This window comes from Pseudomonas sp. PLB05, assembly GCF_021106615.1.
Lineage (GTDB): Bacteria > Pseudomonadota > Gammaproteobacteria > Pseudomonadales > Pseudomonadaceae > Chryseomonas > Chryseomonas benzopyrenica.
In genome coordinates this window covers 205,638-222,228 of sequence record NZ_JAJOHO010000002.1, presented here as the reverse complement: position 1 = coordinate 222,228, position 16,591 = coordinate 205,638, and the positions used below count along the sequence as shown (strand labels likewise).

The window sequence follows — 16,591 nt, the reverse complement described above, 5'->3', positions numbered from 1 at the left end:
GCCCCCACCTCGCGTGGGGGCAGTCCTATCAGGAAGTCCCCCATGACCTCACCCTACCTGCACATCCTCTACACCGGCGGCACCATCGGCATGCAGGCGACCGCCGCCGGCCTGGCCCCAGCCGCCGGTTTCGAGGCGCGCATCGAGGCCCTGCTGGCCAGCCGCCCGGAACTGGGCAACCCGACCTGGCGGCTGCAGGAGCTGCTGCCGCTGATCGACAGCGCCAACATGAGCCCCGCCGCCTGGGAGCGCATGGCCCAGGCCATCGTCGCCGCGGCCGCGGACCCGGCCTGTCGCGGCGTGCTGGTGCTGCACGGCACCGATACCCTGGCCTACAGCGCCGCCGCCCTGGCCTTCCGGCTGCTGGGTCTGGCCATTCCGGTGCTGCTGACCGGCTCCATGCTGCCGGCCGGCGTGCCGGACAGCGATGCCGACGGCAACCTGGCCGACAGCTTCGCCGCCTTCGCCAGCGGACTGACGCCGGGGGTGCAGGTGCAATTCCATGGCGAACGCCTGCCGGCGGCGCGCTGCACCAAGCAGGCCAGCAGCGGCTGGAAGGCCTTCGTGGCAAGTGCCCGGCCGCGCAGTGGTGACGCCCTGGTCGCCGCACCTGCGGCCCTGCGCTTCGACCAGCCGCGCCAGGCGGTACGGGTAGCGGTGCTGCCGCTGTTTCCGGGCGTCGATGGCGCCACCTTGCGCGGTCTGGCGGGCAGCGGCGTGCAGGGGCTGGTACTGGAGTGCTATGGCAGCGGCACGGGCCCCGCCGACGACGCCGACTTCCTCGCGGCGCTGGCCGAACTGCGCGATGCCGGGGTACCGGTGGTCGCCCTCAGTCAGGGTGCTCGCGGCACGGTGGAACTGGGCACCTACGCCGCCGGCAGCGGCCTGGCCGACGCCGGGGTGATCTCCGGTCGCGGCATGACCCGCGAAGCCGCCCTGGGCAAGCTGCACAGCCTGCTCGGCTGCGGCCTGGAGCGCGCGGCGGTGGCCGAGTGGATCGGGCGGAATCTGTGCGAGGAGTTGTGATCTTCGGCTGGGTGCCGGCTGCTCCCTCACCCCGGCCCTCTCCCAGGGGGAGAGGGGGCGTTTGGGTAGACGCCGCAGCACGGCAGTGACCCTGCCAAGCCAAGAGTGAGCCCTGCGCACGCTCCAATACCCAACACGCCAAAGCCTATCGGAGCATCCCCTCTCCCTCTGGGAGAGGGCCAGGGTGAGAGTCCGCTTGAAGCCTGACAGCCCCAAGCCCTTCGCACCAAACTCCCCTGCGCGCCCCCTCTCCCCCCGGGAGAAGGCCGGGGGAAGGGCCCGCTTGACGCCTGACACAACGCACCAAACTCCCCTTGAGCGCCCCCTCTCCCTTTGGGAGAGGGCCGGGGTGAGGGCAAACCCTGACGCCAAAGTAGCCCCTACAGCGCCTCGCGCCACAGGCTCACCGCCATCTCGGCCGAGGCGCCCGGCGCCACGGTCAGGACGTCGTCCATTACCCGGGCGGTCTCGATGCACAGCATGCCGGTCCAGGCGTCGTCGGCGAACTGGCTCAGGCGCGCGGCCTTGTCGATCCAGGGATTCCACAGCACCGCCGAATGGCTGTTGCGGGTCTCGACGAACAGTCGGCGCTGCCACTGAGTATCGCGGATCGCCAGACGCGCCGGCAGCCCGACATAGACCCGGTCGGTCTCGGCGGTGATGGTCGGCTCGCCGTTCTGCCGCTTGCGGGTCCAGCCGTCCAGGCAGTCGTAGTAGTCGGCGTTGGCCAGGCCTTCGATGCCCACCTCGCGCACGTCGCTCACGGCAAAATAGGTGTGCAGCGCCTGGCTCAGCACCAGCGGGTGATCTTCCAGATTGCGCACGCTTAGGGTCAGCTCCAGGCGTTCGCCCACACTCAGGCTCAGGGTCAGCTCGGTGGCATGGGGCCAGCCCGGAGTAGTCTCGGCAGAGGTGCGGTGGTGGAAATCCAGGCGCACCCGGTCGGTATCCACCTCGACGCCACCCGCCTGCCAGGCGACCTGGCGCGCCAGGCCGTGGGCCGGGGCGTCCGCGGTGGTGGTGCACATCGCCTGGACTTCGGCCGGATTCTTCAGCAGGTCGCCGAACCAGGGCCAGCAGACCGGGATGCCGCCACGGATCGGGGTGCCGGGCTCGAACACGGCTTCCGGATTGCCCCAGACGATGTCCGGTTCGCCGTCGAAGCCGTAGCGCAGCACATGGGCGCCCTGGCAGGCCACCAGGGCTTCGGCCTGGCCGACGCGGATGCGCCAGACGGGCAATTGGCCCAGTTGGATCTGTTCGACGAGGGGGGCAGCGGACATGGGATGACTCCTGGAAAAGGTGAGAGGCGACTGTAGTCCAGTCGAGGACCGGGCTCCAGCCAGCCATGGACAGCGCCGGCGGCAAAAGCTTCCAACGTCGCCCGCGTCTCATACCCGCTCGGCGGCGCTCGGCTAGACTCCTGGCCTCGTCCCCCAGGAGCCGCTCCGCCATGTCGGCTTTCCCGCGCCTTTCCGTTCTGCTCGGCCTGACCCTGCCGCTCCTGGCCAACGCGGCGACCTCTCTCGACGACGAGGTCCGCACCGCCGCCCGCGCGGTGATGGCCGAGCAGGACATTCCGGGCCTGGCCGTGGGTGTCACGGCCCCGGGCCTGCGCCGGCTCTACTACTTCGGCACCGCCGATCGCCGTAGCGGCCAGGCGGTGGACGCCGCCACCCTGTTCGAGATCGGCTCCCTGAGCAAAACCTACACCGCCACCCTGGGTGGCTACGCGGCGGCGACGGGCCGGCTGCGGCTGGACGAAACGGTTGCGCAGGTTCGCCCGGCCCTGGCCGGCAGCGCCATCGGCCAGGCCAGCCTGCTGCAGCTGGCCACCTACAGCGCCGGCGGCCTGCCGCTGCAATTTTCCGACAGCGTCACCACAGACGACCAGACGACGGCCTTCTACCGCGCCTTCCAGCCGCCCTTCCCCGCCGGCAGCCGCCGCCTCTACTCCAATCCCAGCATCGGCCTGTTCGGCGCCCTGGCGGCCCAGCGGCTCGACGAGCCCTTCGCCCCGGCCCTGCAGCGCCACGTACTGACGCCCCTGGGGCTCAGTCACACCTATCTGCAGGTGCCGGCAGCGGCTCAGGCCCACTACGCCTGGGGTCATGGCAAGAACGACCAGCCGCTGCGGGTCAATCCGGGCGCCTATGCCGAAGAGGCCTATGGCATCAAGACCACTGCCGGGGATCTGCTGGGTTTCGTCGAGGCCAACCTGACTCCTGACCGGCTGCCGGCACCCCTGGCCAAGGCGATCGACGCCACCCAGCGGGGCTACTACCGCAGCGGTGCTATGACCCAGGGCCTGGGCTGGGAGGCCTACGCCTATCCGCTACCCAAGGCCCGGCTGCTGGCCGGCAACACCCCGGCGATGGCCCTGGAGCCGCAGCCGGTGGACTGGCAGCACCCGCCATTGCCGGCAACGGGCGCTCGGTTGCTGAACAAGACCGGCTCCACCAACGGCTTCGGTGCCTATGCGCTGCTCATCCCGGAGCGCCGGATCGGCCTGGTGATCCTGGCCAACCGCAACTACCCGAATTCCGCGCGGATCGAGACGGCCTGGCGGATCTTGCAGCAGCTCGATGGCGGGGTGCAGTAAGCGAACGTGTTGCCGCGGCCATGGCACTCCGCTCTACCGGTCGCCGTAGGTTGGGTTGAGCGCAGCGAAGCCCAACGTCGTCTTGGGACGCAGGCATTGTTGGGCTTCGACGATGGAGCTGTCTCAACCCAACCTACGGACCAAAGCGAGGGCGTAGGTTAGGTGGATGACGGCGCAGCCTCATGCGCGAAGTCCAACCTCAGGCCCCGCCCGACTCCTCCCGCCCCTCCGCCGGCACCTCGTGCTCGGTGGCGTAGCCAGCGTCGGCCGCTTCCAGCACGCCATGGGCGATGCTGCAGAACAGCGAATTGACCCGGCGCATGTCGCTGAGCAGGCCCAGGTGCAGGGAGCTGGTCTCGAAGCTCTCCACCACCTGCTGATGCAGCCGCTCGACGTGGGCATGGGCATAGCGCCGCTCCAGCAGGCGGAAGCGCTGCTTGAGCCGACGCAGGCGGCGCGCTGCGTCCAGGTCGCCGGACAGATAGACCGACAGGCACAGCTTGAGGCTGTCGACCAGCAGCCGGTGGAGCGCGGAGAGCTCGTCCACCCCGGAGGCCGAGAAGGACCGCCGGGCAGCGATCTTCTTGCTGTCGACGTCGCTGGCCATGCGCTCGATCAGATCGCCGGCCTGCTCCAGGTTGATCGCCAGTTCGATGGTCTCGGCCCAGCGCCGGCTGTCGCGCTCGTCCAGGTCGTCGCGCGGCATGCGCGCCAGGTACAGCTTGATCGCCGTGTAGAGAGCGTCGACGTCGTCGTCGAGACGGCGCACCTCACGGGCCAGCTGCTTGTCGCCGGCATTGATCAGCACCAGCAGGTGCTGCAGCATCTGCTCGATGACATCGCCCATGCGCAGGAGCTCGCGCGAGGCGTTGGTCAGCGCCAGGGCCGGGGTATCCAGGGCCGCGGTGTCCAGGTGGCGCGGTCGCAGGATGGTCTCGGCACTGTCCTTGGCCGGCAGCATGGCGGTGCAGAAGCGCGCCAGGGGCCCGGTCAGCGGCAGGAACAGCAGGCAGCGCACCAGGTTGTAGGCGACGTGGAAACCGATCACCACCTCGGCGTCGTTGAAGTCGTAGCCCTGCAGCCAGTCGGCCAGCAGGCCGATCCAGGGCAGCACCAGGATGCAGCCGGCGAGCTTGAACAGCAGGCTGCCCACCGCCACCCGCCGCGCCTCCACGCCCTGCTTGGCCGCGCCCATCAGCGCCAGCACGCCGCTGCCCAGGTTGGCACCCACCACCAGGCACAGCGCCACCTTGAGCGAGATGACCCCGGAGCCGGCCAGAGTGGCGGTCAGCAGCACCGCCGCCAGGCTGGAATAGGAGACCATGGCGAACACCGCGCCGGTCAGGGCGTCGAGCAGCTGGTCGCCGGTCAGTGAAGAGAACAGCACCTTGACCCCGGCGGCGTGGGTCATGGGCGAGGCGGCCTCGACGATCAGCTGCAGCGCCAGGATGATCAGGCCCAGGCCGATGGCGACCCGGCCGAGCTGGCCGGCGCGGGTCTGCTTGCGACCGAGAAAGAACACCACCCCAAGAAAGATCAGCAGCGGCGATAGCCAGGACAGGTCGAAGGTCAGCACCCGAGCCATCAGCGCAGTGCCCACGTCGGCGCCGAGCATGATGGCCAGCGCCGGGGTGAGCGGCACCAGGCCTTGGGCGACAAAGGAGGTCACCAGCAGCGCCGTGGCGTTGCTGCTCTGCACCAGGGCGGTGACGGCGATGCCCGAGAGAAAGGCCAGCGGCATGCGCTGCATGCTGCGGCTGAGCACCCGCCGCAGGCTGGCGCCGTATACCCGCAGGATACCGGTGCGCACGATATGGGTGCCCCACACCAGCAGGGCGACGGCGGATAGCAGATTGAGCAGTGTCAGCATCGTGGCGCCCTCCCGGCGCGTGTCCAAGAGCTCCTGGCGAGCTTGTCACAAATCGTAATGACCGTTCTGCACAGACGCACGAGCCCGAAGGCAGGGCACCTTCGGGCTCGTGGGGACTTGCTGGATTAGGCGGCGGAGACCCGGGTGGGTTCCGCCGCGGCGCTTAGATCTGCTCTTTGCGCAGCTTGACCGCGTCGCGGGCCTTGGCCTTGCCGCGCAGGCGGATGTTGATAGCTTCCACCGCCAGCGAGAAGGCCATGGCGAAGTAGACGTAGCCCTTGGGCACGTGGACTTCGAAGGCTTCGGCGATGAGCACGGTACCCACCACGATCAGGAAGGACAGCGCCAGCATCTTCAGGCTCGGGTGCTTGTCGATGAAATTGCTGATGGCCCCGGCCGCCAGCATCATCACCAGCACCGCGACGATGATCGCCGCCACCATCACCGGCACATGGCTGACCATGCCGACCGCGGTGATCACCGAGTCCAGGGAGAAGACGATATCGATGATGGCGATCTGGATGATGGTGCCGATGAAGCCGCTGCCCTTCTTCTGGGGTGCATCCTCGTCTTGTTCTTCCTCGCCTTCCAGGCCGTGGTAGATCTCGGCGCTGCTCTTCCACAGGAGGAACAGACCACCGAAGAAGAGGATGAGGTCACGCCCAGAGATGCCCTGGCCGAAGACAAAGAACAGATCGGCGGTGAGACGCATCACCCAGGTGATGGACAGCAGCAGCAGGATGCGGGTGACCATGGCCAGGGCCAGGCCGAAGAAGCGGGTCCGCGCCTGCATGTGCTTGGGCATGCGGCTGACCAGGATGGAGATCATGATGATGTTGTCGATGCCCAGAACGATTTCCAGGGCCGTCAGGGTAAAGAAGGCGACCCAGATTTCCGGGTTGGTCAGCCAATCCATTGCAAAATCCTCTCGTAGCTAAGGCGCGCTCAGAGCCTGTTCATAATGTGCTGCGCGTCGGCCAACCTGCGTTGAAAAGGCCTTCGGAATGCTCATTTACCATTCGTAAACTCCGCTTCCTCAGGCCTTTTCGCCTTGCTTGGCTCTAGCTCGCTAACTTATGAACACGCTCTTGGCGCGCGCTCTAATGGAAAAGGCGCGTCGGACGACGCGCCGTTTTCGAACAGCCGGCAAGGCTAGTCGTACATTTGGTAAAACTCTAGCGGCTGTACAGCGGAAACACACCCAGTAACAAAGCGCCGACCAGCAGGAACATGCAGGTCACGGTGGCCCATTTCAGGGTGAAGCGCTGATGGTCACCGAACTCCACCTTGGCCAGGCCCACCAGCAGGTAGGTCGAAGGCACCAGGGGGCTGAGCAGGTGCACGGGCTGACCGACGATGGAGGCCCGGGCGATCTCCACCGGACTGATGCCATAGGCCGCAGCGGCCTCGGCCAGCACCGGCAGCACGCCGAAGTAGAAGGCGTCGTTGGAGATGAAGAAGGTGAACGGCAGGCTGACCAGGGCGGTAATCACCGCCATGTACGGGCCCAGGGCGTCCGGAATCACCGCCAGCAGGCCCTTGGACATGGCGTCGACCATGCCGGTACCCGAAAGGATGCCGGTGAAGATGCCCGCGGCGAAGATCAGCGAAACTACTGCCAGGACGTTCTCGGCATGGGCGGCGATGCGCTGCTTCTGCATGTTCAGGCAACGGTAGTTGACGGTCATGGCGATGCCGAAGGCGATCATGAACAGCACCGGCATCGGCAGCACGCCGACGATCAGCGCGGCCATCAGCGCCAGGGTCAAGAGGCCGTTGAACCAGCGCAGGTGCGGGCGGCGGGCCTCGGCGCACTGGGAGACGGTGACGTCGGCGCCTTCGGTCTCGCCGATCTGCAGGATGCCCAGGCGCGCGCGCTCGCTGCGACCATAGAGGTAGGCCAGGAAGAACAGCCAGGCGATGGCCAGCAGCATGGGCGCAATCATGGGCACGAAGACATCGGCCGGATCCACGTGCAGTGCACTGGCGGCGCGGGCGGTCGGACCGCCCCAGGGGGTCAGGTTCATCACCCCGCTGGAGAGCAGCATCAGGCAGGTCATGATCAGCGGATTCATGCCCAGGCGCCGGTACAGCGGGAACATGGCCGCCACGCAGATCATGTAGGTGGTCGAGCCGTCACCGTCCAGGGAGACCACCAGGGTCAGGAAGACGGTGCCCATGGCCACCTTGAGCGGATCGCCCTTGACCAGCTTGAGGATCCAGCGCACCGCCGGATCGAACAGGCCGGTATCGATCATCACGGCGAAGTAGAGGATCGCGAACAGCAGCATCACGCCGGTGGGCGCCAGCTTGCGGATGCCGTCGAGCATCATCGGGCCGAGGGCGTCGAGCTTGACGTGGCCGAGGCTGGCGAATTCGCTGGACAGCGCCCAGGCCAGCACGGCGAAGGCGATCGGCACCATGGTCAGGGCGATCAGCGGAGACAGGCGCTTGGTCATGATCAGGTACATGAAGGTCATGACCATGGCGAAGCCGAGGAAAGTCAGCATGGGAATACCTCTGAATTTTCGCGAAGAGAAGGAGGGTTCAGCCGCGGCGCAAGGGCGCGGTGAGGGCGAAAATCCAGGGGAGGCGGGCGCACGGGGACGCCTGGAAGGACAGATACGACATGGCAAGAATCCTGGTTATTTTTGTAGGCACGTCGCCCGCTCACGGGGGCGGGTCTTGAGCGGATCCTAAGAGGTCAACCTTTCGCCAGCCTTGCGTGGTGGCGAATGGATGTTGCCGGATGTCACGAAGCCGACACGGACGAGGGCTGTTCGCCCCGCTGCCAGCCCGGGATGCTCAGGTGCTCGACGAAGAAATCGAGCAGCACCTGGATCTTGGTCGGGCGACTGCGCGCCGAGGGGGTCACGAAATAGAGGCCGCCACGGGTCAGCTGCCAGTCCGGCAGCAGCGGCACCAGCCGGCCATCGGCCAGGTAGTCGTTGGCGATGAAGTCCGGCAACTCGGCGATGGCCAGGCCTTCCAGCAGCACCGGCAGCAGGGCTTCGGAATTGGTGACGCGCAAGGGACCACGCGGCAGCACGCTTTCCTCGCGACCGTCGTCCCCGCTGAAGCGCCACACCTGGCTGCGCGCCCGGTAGGCGTAGCTCAGGCAGGCATGTTCGGTCAGCTCCTGCGGATGTTGAGGACGGCCATGGCGCTCGACATAGGCCGGCGCCGCCACCAGCAGCTGGCTGACCGCGCAGAGCCGCCGGGCGACCAGCGAGGAGTCGGGCAAGGCGGCGATGCGCAGGGCGGCGTCGAAGCCCTCCGCCACCAGATCCACGGTGGCATCGGACAGGTGCAGATCCACCGTCAGCTGGGGATAGCGGCGCAGCAGCTCGGGCAGCAGCGGCGCCACCCAGCGCAGGCCGAAGGCCATGGGCACCGCCAGCCGCACCTGGCCGCGGGGCTGCACGGCGCGCGCCTGGGCAGCGCTTTCGGTCGCCTCCGCCTGGCGATAGAGATCACCGGCCTGGGCGGCCAGCTCGCGGCCGAATTCGGTCAACGCCAACTGCCGCGAGGTGCGATTGAACAGCCGCCCGCCGAGGCGCTCCTCCAGGCGCGTCACCGCCCGCGAGACAGTGGCCACCGACACGCCCAGCACCCGCGCCGCGGCGGCGAAGGAGCCCTCCTCGGCGACCTTGGCGAACATCGCCAAGCCTTCGAAATCCGGCAATCTGCTCATTTCATTTCTGCAACGATGACTTGCCAATCATTCTATTTTGCAGAGAGGCCAGGGTCGATAGGCTGACTCCACCTGATCACAACCACTCGGAGATTCAGCCATGACCCTCAAGCTCGCCGACAAGATCGCCCTCGTCACCGGCGCCACCAGCGGCATCGGCCTGGCCGCCGCCAAACTCTTCGCCCAGCAGGGCGCCCATGTCATCCTCACCGGCCGGCGGCAGGCGGAACTGGACGCCGCGGTCGCCCAGGTCGGCAACGCCACCGGCATCGCCGTGGACTCCTCGCGCCTGGACCAGCTCGACGCCCTCTATGCGCGCATCCGCCGCGAACACGGACGCCTCGACGTGCTCTACGTCAACGCCGGGGGGGCAGCATGCTGCCCCTCGCCGAGGTGACCGAAGCCCACTACGACGACACCTTTGATCGCAACGTGAAGGGGGTGCTGTTCACCGTGCAGAAGGCCCTGCCGCTACTGGCGGACCATGCCTCGGTGATCCTGGCCGGCTCCACCGCCGCCAGTACCGGCACCCCGGCCTTCAGCGTCTACGGCGCATCCAAGGCCGCCGTACGCGCCTTCGCCCGCAACTGGATCCTGGAGCTGCAGGGCCGCGGCATCCGCATCAACACCCTGAGTCCGGGTGCCACCCGCACCCCGGGGCTGGTGGAACTGGCCGGTCCGGATGCCGCCCAGCAGCAGGGTCTGCTGGACCACCTGGCCAGCCAGATCCCCCTGGGTCGCGTCGGCGAGCCGGAGGAAATCGCCAGGGTTGCCCTGTTCCTGGCCTCCAGCGATTCCAGCTTCGTTAACGGCGCGGAACTCTTCGCCGATGGTGGCCAGGCGCAGGTCTGAACGGCGTCTGGCGGCAAGAAAAAAGCGGACAACGCCCTGAGCGCTGTCCGCTTTTTTGCCGACTGAATGCGGGCGTCAGCCGCGCAGTCGCGTGTTGAGCACGGCGATGTGCTCCGGGCCGATGCCGCAGCAGCCGCCGATCAGGCTCGCGCCACGCGCCTGCCAGTCCTGGGCGAAGCTCAGGTAGCCGGGCGGATCCAGGTCCGGACGCAAGGGGTCGAGGCCGTCGTTGGCGGTGGCCTCTTCCGGCTGGGGCGGGAAGGCGTTGGCATAGGCGCCAAAGGGAATCTCGACTCCCGCCGCGGCGAAGGTCGCCCGCGCGGTATCCAGCGCCGCGGCCATCACCTCGGGCTGGCTGCAATTGAACAGCAGCGCCCCGGCGCCCAGCTCCACCGCCAGCTGCGCGGCCTCGGCCACCGGCTCGCCGGATCTCAGCCGTGGGATCTCGTCGACGTCTTCGTCCTTCAGGGTGAAGGACAGCCACAGCGGCTTGCCATCCCCGGGCAGCCCGGCGGCGATGGCACGCACCTCGGCCAGGGAACTCTGGGTTTCCGCCAGCCAGAGATCGACATGGGGCGCCAGGCCGCGGATCAGCGGCTGCAGCACCTCGTCCACCCGCGCCGGCTCGAACAGATCGGGGCGATAGGAGCCGAACAGCGGCGGCAGCGAACCCGCCACCCGCACCGGCTGACCACTGGCCACCACCGCCTGCCGCGCCAGCTGACCGGCCCGCGCGGCCAGGGCCTCGCCTTCGGCGGCGAAGCGCTCCTCGCCGATATGGAAGGGCACCACCGCATAGCTGTTGCTGGTGATCACCTGGGCACCGGCCTCGATATAGGCCCGATGCACCGCCTCCACCTGCTCCGGCGCCTCGCTCAGGGCCAGGGCCGACCACTCCGGCTGACGAAAGGGCGCGCCACGGCGCTGCAGTTCGCGGCCCATGCCACCGTCGAGCAGAACTAGATTCATGTTGGCCATATAGCTATTTCACTTTTCCTTATAACCAAAACAGAGTTCAATATCGGTTCTCATATCTCTCTAATACCAGGCCCTCTTTCCCTTTGCAAAGGACGCCCCCATGAGAACCGCTCTGCTATCGGCCCTCGGCCTGACCCTGGCGCTGGCCGCCACCTCGGCCTCGGCCGGCGCCACCCTGGACCGCATCAAGGCCAAGGGCGAGCTGGTCAATGTGCTCATGGAGAGCTATCCGCCCTTCTCCCAGCTCAATGCCCAGAATCAGCTGGAAGGCTTCGACGTGGACGTGGCCAAGGCGGTGGCCGACAAGCTGGGCGTCAGGCTGCGCCTGGAAACCCCTTCCTGGGACGTGATCGCCGCCGGTCGCTGGAGCGGTCGCTACGACGTCTGCATCTGCTCCATGACGCCCAGCCAGGCGCGCGCCCAGGTGTTCGACTTCCCGGTCAACTACTACGCCTCGCCGGCGGTGATCGTGGTCAACGCCGGTGACGACCGCATCCAGGGTGCCAAGGACCTCTCCGGCAAGAAGGTCGGCGTCACCAGCGCCTCCTCCTACGAAGGCTACCTGAACAAGGACCTGACCATCGAAGGCCAGGAGGACAAGCCGCTGAGCTATCCCTTCGACCAGGTGCAGGTGGTGCCCTTCCCCGACGACAACGTCGCCTTCCAGGACCTGGGCCTGGGCGCCGGCAAACGCCTGGACGCGGTGCTGACCAACCTGGTGACCGCCCAGCCGCGCCTCGCCCAGGACGCCAAATTCAAGCTGGCGGGCGCGCCGCTCTATGCCGAGCCCAACGCCGTGGCCATCGAGAAGGGGGATGCGGAATTCGCCGCCAAGCTGCGCGAGATCATCGAGGGGCTGCGCCAGGACGGCACCCTCAAGCGGATCTCCGACAAGTGGATCGGTGCCGACATCAGCCAATGAGTCAGCTACCACCCCCGGTCGAATCGCGTCCCCTGCTGAGCTTTCGTACCCGCGTCTGGCTGACCTGGCTGGCGCTGCTGGCCGGGGGTGTGTGCTTCGTGCTCGGCTTCGACCTCAAGTTCGCCAGCGTCTGGCCGCGCCTGCCCAATCTGGTGGGCTGGCGCCTGGGGCCCAACGGCTTCCTGCAGGGCGCGGCCTTGACGCTGTTTCTCAGCCTCAGCTCCATCCTGGTATCGGTGCTGCTGGGCTTCGCCGCGGCCCTGGGGCGGCTGTCTTCCAGCGCCCTGGCCTATGGCGTGGCGACCTTCTACGCCTCCTTCTTTCGCGGCACCCCGCTGCTGATCCAGATCCTGCTGATCTACCTGGGCCTGCCGCAGATCGGCGTGGTGCCCGGCGCCATCAGCGCCGGCATCCTCGCCCTGTCGCTGAACTATGGCGCCTACCTCAGCGAGATCTTTCGCGCCGGCCTGCTTGGCGTCCCCGCCGGTCAGCGCGAGGCGGCCCTGGCCCTGGGCCTGTCGCCGCGGGTGATCTTCTGGCGAGTCACCCTGCCCCAGGCCATGCGCAGCATCATCCCGCCCACCACCAGCCAGTTCATCTCCATGCTCAAGGACTCCTCTCTGGTTTCGGTGATGGGCGTCTGGGAGGTGATGTTCCTCGCCCAGTCCTATGGCCGCTCCAGCTATCGCTATCTGGAAATGCTCACCACCGCGGCGGTGCTTTACTGGCTGATGTCCCTGGCCATGGAATTCATGCAGTCGCGCCTGGAGCGGCACTATGGGAAGGCCTATCGGGGGCGTTAGCGCCTTTCGCTGCGCCTTCTGGGCCATGCTAGCCCTTTGATGCCAAACCCGCTTTCAGTGAATCAGGTCACAACGTCTCTGGAGCAAGCCTCTACCATTCCCTCCTCCTAAATTTTCGCTTCGGAAAGGACTCGTTATGAAGCCTCGTCATCGCCTTGCCGTTCTCTGCCTGGGTGGCAGCCTCGCCGTCACTGGCTGCTCCAACATGTCGCAGAACGAATGGCTCAATCAGGAAAACGTCGGCACCGTGGTCGGGGCGGCGGCCGGCATCCTCATCGGCAGTCAGATCGGTGGTGGCAGTGGCCGTACCGCCGCCATGCTGGCCGGTGCCCTCGCCGGTGGCGCCCTGGGCAAGACCCTTGGGGCCAAACTCGACCAGCGTGATCGCGAGGCCCTGGCCGTGCAGACGCAAAAGGCGCTGGAGCACGCCCAGGATGGTCAGGTGACCACCTGGACCTCCGACCACAGTGGCGCCACTGCCCGCATCGTGCCGGTGGCGACCGAGACCGAAGCCCGCCAGGTGGCGGTCAAGCGCACGCCCAAGGTGCAGAAGGTCGAGCAGTTGACCCTGCTCAACAAGCCCTATCAGTCGATCAAGTCGGCCAACCTGCGCGCCGCGCCCAACGACAACGCCGCCAAGGTCGGCGGACTGCCTACGGGTACCCGCTTCACCGCTTTGGGCCGTACCGGCAACGACTGGATCGCCGTGGGCCGCAAGGGCGTCACCATCGGCTATGTCTACGCGCCCCTGGTGACACCGGCGACCGCTGCCACGCTGGCGACCGCTGGCAAGACCAAGGCTCAACCGGTACCTGCGGTGGATCTGGACACCCTGGACGTGGCCAGCGCCAAGCAGCAGGGCGTGGACCTCGACGCCGCCGATCTCGATGCCGCGCCGGTGCAGGACAAGGTCGCCGCCAAGACCACCTGCCGCACCCTGAACTACAGCCTGAGCCAGGACGGTCAGCAGGATCAGCAGACCACCAAGGCCTGCCAGGCCGCTGACGGTGCCTGGGAACTGATCTAAGGAAGGATGACCATGAAACCCACCCTGCTGGCCCTGACGCTGCTGGCCACGGCCACGGCTGCCCAGGCCGAAAGCACTCGCCTCGCCTATTCCAAGGCCGAAGACGTCGAGGTCTTCGTCGATCACTCTGCAGCCGCCTGGTGCGCCCCCGACCTGGCGCTGCGCTTCGTCTATGGCAAGCCTGCCGAGGCCATGCCCGTCGAACGCCTGATGCCCAAGATCGGCGCATTGCTCGGCAAGCAGTGCGACCAGGCCGAACGCCTGACCTGGACGGCGACCGGTACCACCGACGCCCGGCTGAAGGGCTCGGCCACCAAGGCCACGGCCTGGACGGCGCAGGTACAGAATCCGGCTGCCGTCGAGCCGCCCAAGGCGGCGCCTGAGACGGCCAGGCCTGCCACTCCCCCGGTAGTCCCAGAGGCACCGGCACCCGCAGCGCCAGCGGCCCCGGTCGCCGAATCGACACCTGTCGCGCCGGCCAAGGTCGAGCCTGCACCTGCAGCCAAGGCGCCTGCCGGTCAGATCGCCACCGATTTCGATGTCGCCGGCTGGCGTCCGGGCGATGGCGAGGCCGAACTGGCCAAGAGCGACTTCATGACCACCCTCAAGGACAGCCAGGGTTGCGCCTTCCGCGTCCCCTTCAAGGCCGAGGAAGACAGCCGCTACCTCCAGGTTCGCTCCAGCGGTATCCGTTGCGAGAACGGCCTGGCCCAGGGCGAGGGTGAACTCGTTCTGGAGCGGAGCGACGGCAAGCAGTTGCAGCGCTGGAAGGGTTTCTTCCTCAACGGACTGCCGCTGGACGACCACCTGCCTCCCCTGCGGTTTGTCGGTTTCGACGATCAGAAGCGCGCCCTGTTCCTGCTGGCTAGCGACCCGGCCACCGCCAGCTATAGCCTCTTGCGGCTACGCTACTCCTATCAAAGGGGTTGGCTCGTGAACTATCCAACGGTCCTTTTCGTGACAGCCGATAGTGAGCAATTCCGCCAGCTCTCACGGATTCAGCCCATCATCGAGCAGACCCAGCACCAGATATCGGCACTAAAGGTGGACATCCAGCAATTCTCCGTTCTTGCCATGCGGGATTTCCACAAAGGCTCTACGCAACAGTCATGGGGTAGCGGCGAGGTCAGCCAGGACTACTGGCTCTACGAGGTTGCCATTGGTCAGAACTGGCGCAACAAGGCCTGGCAATTCAATCCCGAACAGGCCACCAACTACCTTTTCCGCTGGGACGAGAAGCAGGCGCGCCAGCGCGAGCAGGCCGCACGCGAGCGTGAGCGCGAAGCCCGGCAGGCACGGATGCAGCAGGCGGCCCGTGCCCGTGACCAGCTCGATACCTACGAGCGCCTGACCCGGGAAGCGCGCAGCAATCCCCAGGCGCTGCTGGCGCGGCAGGTCAACGATGTGGACTACGCGCCGGGCAGTGGTGGCGACTATGGCGACCTGGTGCGTGGCGCTACCCATCCCGTACGCCTGATCGCCAGGGTGACCAAGACGAATAGCGATGGCTGGACCCTCGACTATCCCTATCCGATCCAGGCGCAGGTACCAGCCGGCACCTCGGCCAAGACCGGCTGGTATGTCCTGAGCGGCACTCTGCAGCTCGATCCGAAGGCGCGTGACGCCGACGACCTGCCCCTGACGCACCTGACGGCCAAGGTCGTGCAGCCCTGCACCAGCGAAGGTTGCAGCGACCTGCGCGATCCCCTGGCGCTGGCACGGGTGCAATTCGAAGACCCCGCCTGGACCCCCGAGGCGGCCCGCCAACAGCTCAAGGATGCCGGTCTCGGCGAGGAGCGCTTCTGATGAAACGGACTCTCAACGTCAAACTCCTGGCCGGGGCAGCGCTGGTCGTGGTGATCGGCGGCTATTTCGGTCTCAAGGCCTACGCCGCTCATGTCGCCGACGGACGTCTGCGCGACTGGCTGTTCGAACACCGCCTGCAGGACCGGATCAGCTGGCAGTCGCTGTCCTCCTCACCGCTGGGCGGCACGATCAAGCTGCACGAGGTGCGCATCAGCGATGGGCCGAGCATCGCCCAGTTGACCCTCTCCGACCTCAAGGACGAACCGGCTCACCGCCGAGCCGATGTCCAGTTCGAAGGCGTGGCTTTTCCGCCCGACGCCAAGGGGCGCTCGACGGCGCTGCACCTGCCCCTGGTTGGTGGTCTGCTGCTCGCCAGCGGGCGTGCCGAACTGGCGCCCTTTTCCGGCCGGCTGAAATGGAACGTCGAGGATGAGCTGGCGGACATCGGCCTGACCCTGGACCTGCCGGAACTGCTGGACGTGGATGCGAGCCTGTCGCTGGCTCAGGTCCGCCGCCTGGCGGAAGACCTGAGTGACATGGCTGAAAATGGCCAGCAGGTGGGCCAGCGCGGTCTGCTGTCATCCTTCGGTCTGCTGGGCAAGCTGCAGCAGAGCGCGCAACGCGCCGAACTTAAGGGCTTGCGGGTGGATGTCACGGATCAGGGCTATTTCAAGCGCAGCCTGGCCCTGACCCGCCGTTATCTGCCGCTCGACCCTACCGCGGGCGACTTCGACAAGCAGCGTGACCGGGTCCTGGCCGCGGCGTACCAGCAGCAGCGCAATGACTGCCTGCAGGAGTTCCAGAGCCTGGGTGCGCGCGGCAAGGATCTCTGCAAGGGTCTGGTCGATCTGGCCTCTGGCGAAGAAGACGGTCTGCGGGTAAGCCTTGCGCCCAAGGAGCGCGTGCGTCTGGGCGATACCCTGGAGGTCGCGCTGACCGCAGCCCTGGATCCCGCGGGCGCCGCCGGCCTGCTGGACCGCCTCAACCTGGAGTCGAAAAGCCTCTGACGGC

Annotated in this window: 13 protein-coding genes and 1 pseudogene; 8 read left to right on the top strand and 6 right to left on the bottom strand. The window is 67.2% G+C overall.

Going from position 1 to position 16,591, the window contains the following annotated elements; genetic code table 11:
• Positions 1-42 precede the first annotated feature (42 nt).
• Positions 43-1,026: an asparaginase gene (locus tag LRS53_RS07730; protein ID WP_231355533.1), complete on the top strand. Its 984-nt coding sequence runs from the start codon at positions 43-45 to the stop codon at positions 1,024-1,026.
• 380 nt (positions 1,027-1,406) lie between these two features.
• On the opposite strand, the gene LRS53_RS07725 is transcribed toward LRS53_RS07730, so the two are convergent.
• Positions 1,407-2,309, bottom strand: a complete 903-nt coding sequence (locus LRS53_RS07725) for a D-hexose-6-phosphate mutarotase (RefSeq protein WP_064307051.1) — start codon at positions 2,307-2,309, stop codon at positions 1,407-1,409.
• 170 nt (positions 2,310-2,479) lie between these two features.
• Between LRS53_RS07725 and ampC the strand changes: the two genes are divergently transcribed.
• The gene (gene ampC / locus LRS53_RS07720; RefSeq protein ID WP_231355532.1) at positions 2,480-3,628 is read left to right on the top strand and encodes a class C beta-lactamase; all 1,149 of its coding nucleotides are present in this window, start codon (positions 2,480-2,482) and stop codon (positions 3,626-3,628) included.
• 199 nt (positions 3,629-3,827) lie between these two features.
• Here the strand turns inward: ampC and LRS53_RS07715 are convergent, their stop codons facing one another.
• The 4 genes from LRS53_RS07715 to LRS53_RS07700 form a co-directional block, all read right to left on the bottom strand.
• On the bottom strand, positions 3,828-5,498 hold the full coding sequence (locus tag LRS53_RS07715) for a Na/Pi cotransporter family protein (RefSeq protein WP_093253020.1): 1,671 nt from the start codon (positions 5,496-5,498) through the stop codon (positions 3,828-3,830).
• 163 nt (positions 5,499-5,661) lie between these two features.
• Positions 5,662-6,414 (bottom strand): TerC family protein, encoded by a 753-nt coding sequence (locus LRS53_RS07710; protein ID WP_017639194.1) that lies wholly within the window; start codon positions 6,412-6,414, stop codon positions 5,662-5,664.
• Between the two features lie 259 nt (positions 6,415-6,673).
• A complete protein-coding gene (locus LRS53_RS07705) occupies positions 6,674-8,008 on the bottom strand; it encodes a CitMHS family transporter (RefSeq protein WP_007160081.1) in 1,335 nt (444 codons plus the stop codon).
• A gap of 242 nt (positions 8,009-8,250) precedes the next feature.
• Positions 8,251-9,192 carry a LysR family transcriptional regulator gene (locus LRS53_RS07700; protein ID WP_231355531.1) on the bottom strand — a complete coding sequence of 314 codons (942 nt, stop codon included), beginning with the start codon at positions 9,190-9,192 and terminating at the stop codon, positions 8,251-8,253.
• Positions 9,193-9,292: 100 nt separating this feature from the next.
• On the opposite strand from LRS53_RS07700, the pseudogene LRS53_RS07695 reads away from it, so the two are divergent.
• Positions 9,293-10,044, top strand: a pseudogene (locus LRS53_RS07695) (SDR family oxidoreductase).
• A 75-nt stretch (positions 10,045-10,119) separates the two neighbouring features.
• On the opposite strand, the gene LRS53_RS07690 reads toward LRS53_RS07695, so the two are convergent.
• The gene (locus LRS53_RS07690) at positions 10,120-11,022 is read right to left on the bottom strand and encodes a homocysteine S-methyltransferase family protein (protein WP_231355530.1); all 903 of its coding nucleotides are present in this window, start codon (positions 11,020-11,022) and stop codon (positions 10,120-10,122) included.
• A 100-nt stretch (positions 11,023-11,122) separates the two neighbouring features.
• Between LRS53_RS07690 and LRS53_RS07685 the strand changes: the two genes are divergently transcribed.
• The 5 genes from LRS53_RS07685 to LRS53_RS07665 all read left to right on the top strand — a co-directional run bounded on the left by LRS53_RS07685 (position 11,123) and on the right by LRS53_RS07665 (position 16,587).
• Positions 11,123-11,944: a transporter substrate-binding domain-containing protein gene (locus tag LRS53_RS07685; RefSeq protein ID WP_231355529.1), complete on the top strand. Its 822-nt coding sequence runs from the start codon at positions 11,123-11,125 to the stop codon at positions 11,942-11,944.
• Positions 11,941-12,747 carry an amino acid ABC transporter permease gene (locus tag LRS53_RS07680; protein ID WP_231355528.1) on the top strand — a complete coding sequence of 269 codons (807 nt, stop codon included), beginning with the start codon at positions 11,941-11,943 and terminating at the stop codon, positions 12,745-12,747. The genes LRS53_RS07685 and LRS53_RS07680 overlap by 4 nt, the downstream gene beginning before the upstream one ends.
• A gap of 136 nt (positions 12,748-12,883) precedes the next feature.
• Complete coding sequence (locus LRS53_RS07675; RefSeq protein ID WP_231355527.1) at positions 12,884-13,774, top strand: SH3 domain-containing protein; 891 nt, start codon at positions 12,884-12,886, stop codon at positions 13,772-13,774.
• A 12-nt stretch (positions 13,775-13,786) separates the two neighbouring features.
• Complete coding sequence (locus LRS53_RS07670; RefSeq protein WP_231355526.1) at positions 13,787-15,580, top strand: hypothetical protein; 1,794 nt, start codon at positions 13,787-13,789, stop codon at positions 15,578-15,580.
• A complete protein-coding gene (locus LRS53_RS07665; RefSeq protein WP_231355525.1) occupies positions 15,580-16,587 on the top strand; it encodes a hypothetical protein in 1,008 nt (335 codons plus the stop codon). The genes LRS53_RS07670 and LRS53_RS07665 overlap by 1 nt, the downstream gene beginning before the upstream one ends.
• Positions 16,588-16,591 lie beyond the last annotated feature (4 nt).

Coding starts and splice junctions, on each gene's coding strand:
- LRS53_RS07730 (WP_231355533.1), top strand. CDS start 43: ATGACCTCACCCTACCTGCACATCCTCTACACCGGCGGCACCATCGGC.
- LRS53_RS07725 (WP_064307051.1), bottom strand. CDS start 2,309: ATGTCCGCTGCCCCCCTCGTCGAACAGATCCAACTGGGCCAATTGCCC.
- ampC (WP_231355532.1), top strand. CDS start 2,480: ATGTCGGCTTTCCCGCGCCTTTCCGTTCTGCTCGGCCTGACCCTGCCG.
- LRS53_RS07715 (WP_093253020.1), bottom strand. CDS start 5,498: ATGCTGACACTGCTCAATCTGCTATCCGCCGTCGCCCTGCTGGTGTGG.
- LRS53_RS07710 (WP_017639194.1), bottom strand. CDS start 6,414: ATGGATTGGCTGACCAACCCGGAAATCTGGGTCGCCTTCTTTACCCTG.
- LRS53_RS07705 (WP_007160081.1), bottom strand. CDS start 8,008: ATGCTGACTTTCCTCGGCTTCGCCATGGTCATGACCTTCATGTACCTG.
- LRS53_RS07700 (WP_231355531.1), bottom strand. CDS start 9,192: ATGAGCAGATTGCCGGATTTCGAAGGCTTGGCGATGTTCGCCAAGGTC.
- LRS53_RS07690 (WP_231355530.1), bottom strand. CDS start 11,022: ATGGCCAACATGAATCTAGTTCTGCTCGACGGTGGCATGGGCCGCGAA.
- LRS53_RS07685 (WP_231355529.1), top strand. CDS start 11,123: ATGAGAACCGCTCTGCTATCGGCCCTCGGCCTGACCCTGGCGCTGGCC.
- LRS53_RS07680 (WP_231355528.1), top strand. CDS start 11,941: ATGAGTCAGCTACCACCCCCGGTCGAATCGCGTCCCCTGCTGAGCTTT.
- LRS53_RS07675 (WP_231355527.1), top strand. CDS start 12,884: ATGAAGCCTCGTCATCGCCTTGCCGTTCTCTGCCTGGGTGGCAGCCTC.
- LRS53_RS07670 (WP_231355526.1), top strand. CDS start 13,787: ATGAAACCCACCCTGCTGGCCCTGACGCTGCTGGCCACGGCCACGGCT.
- LRS53_RS07665 (WP_231355525.1), top strand. CDS start 15,580: ATGAAACGGACTCTCAACGTCAAACTCCTGGCCGGGGCAGCGCTGGTC.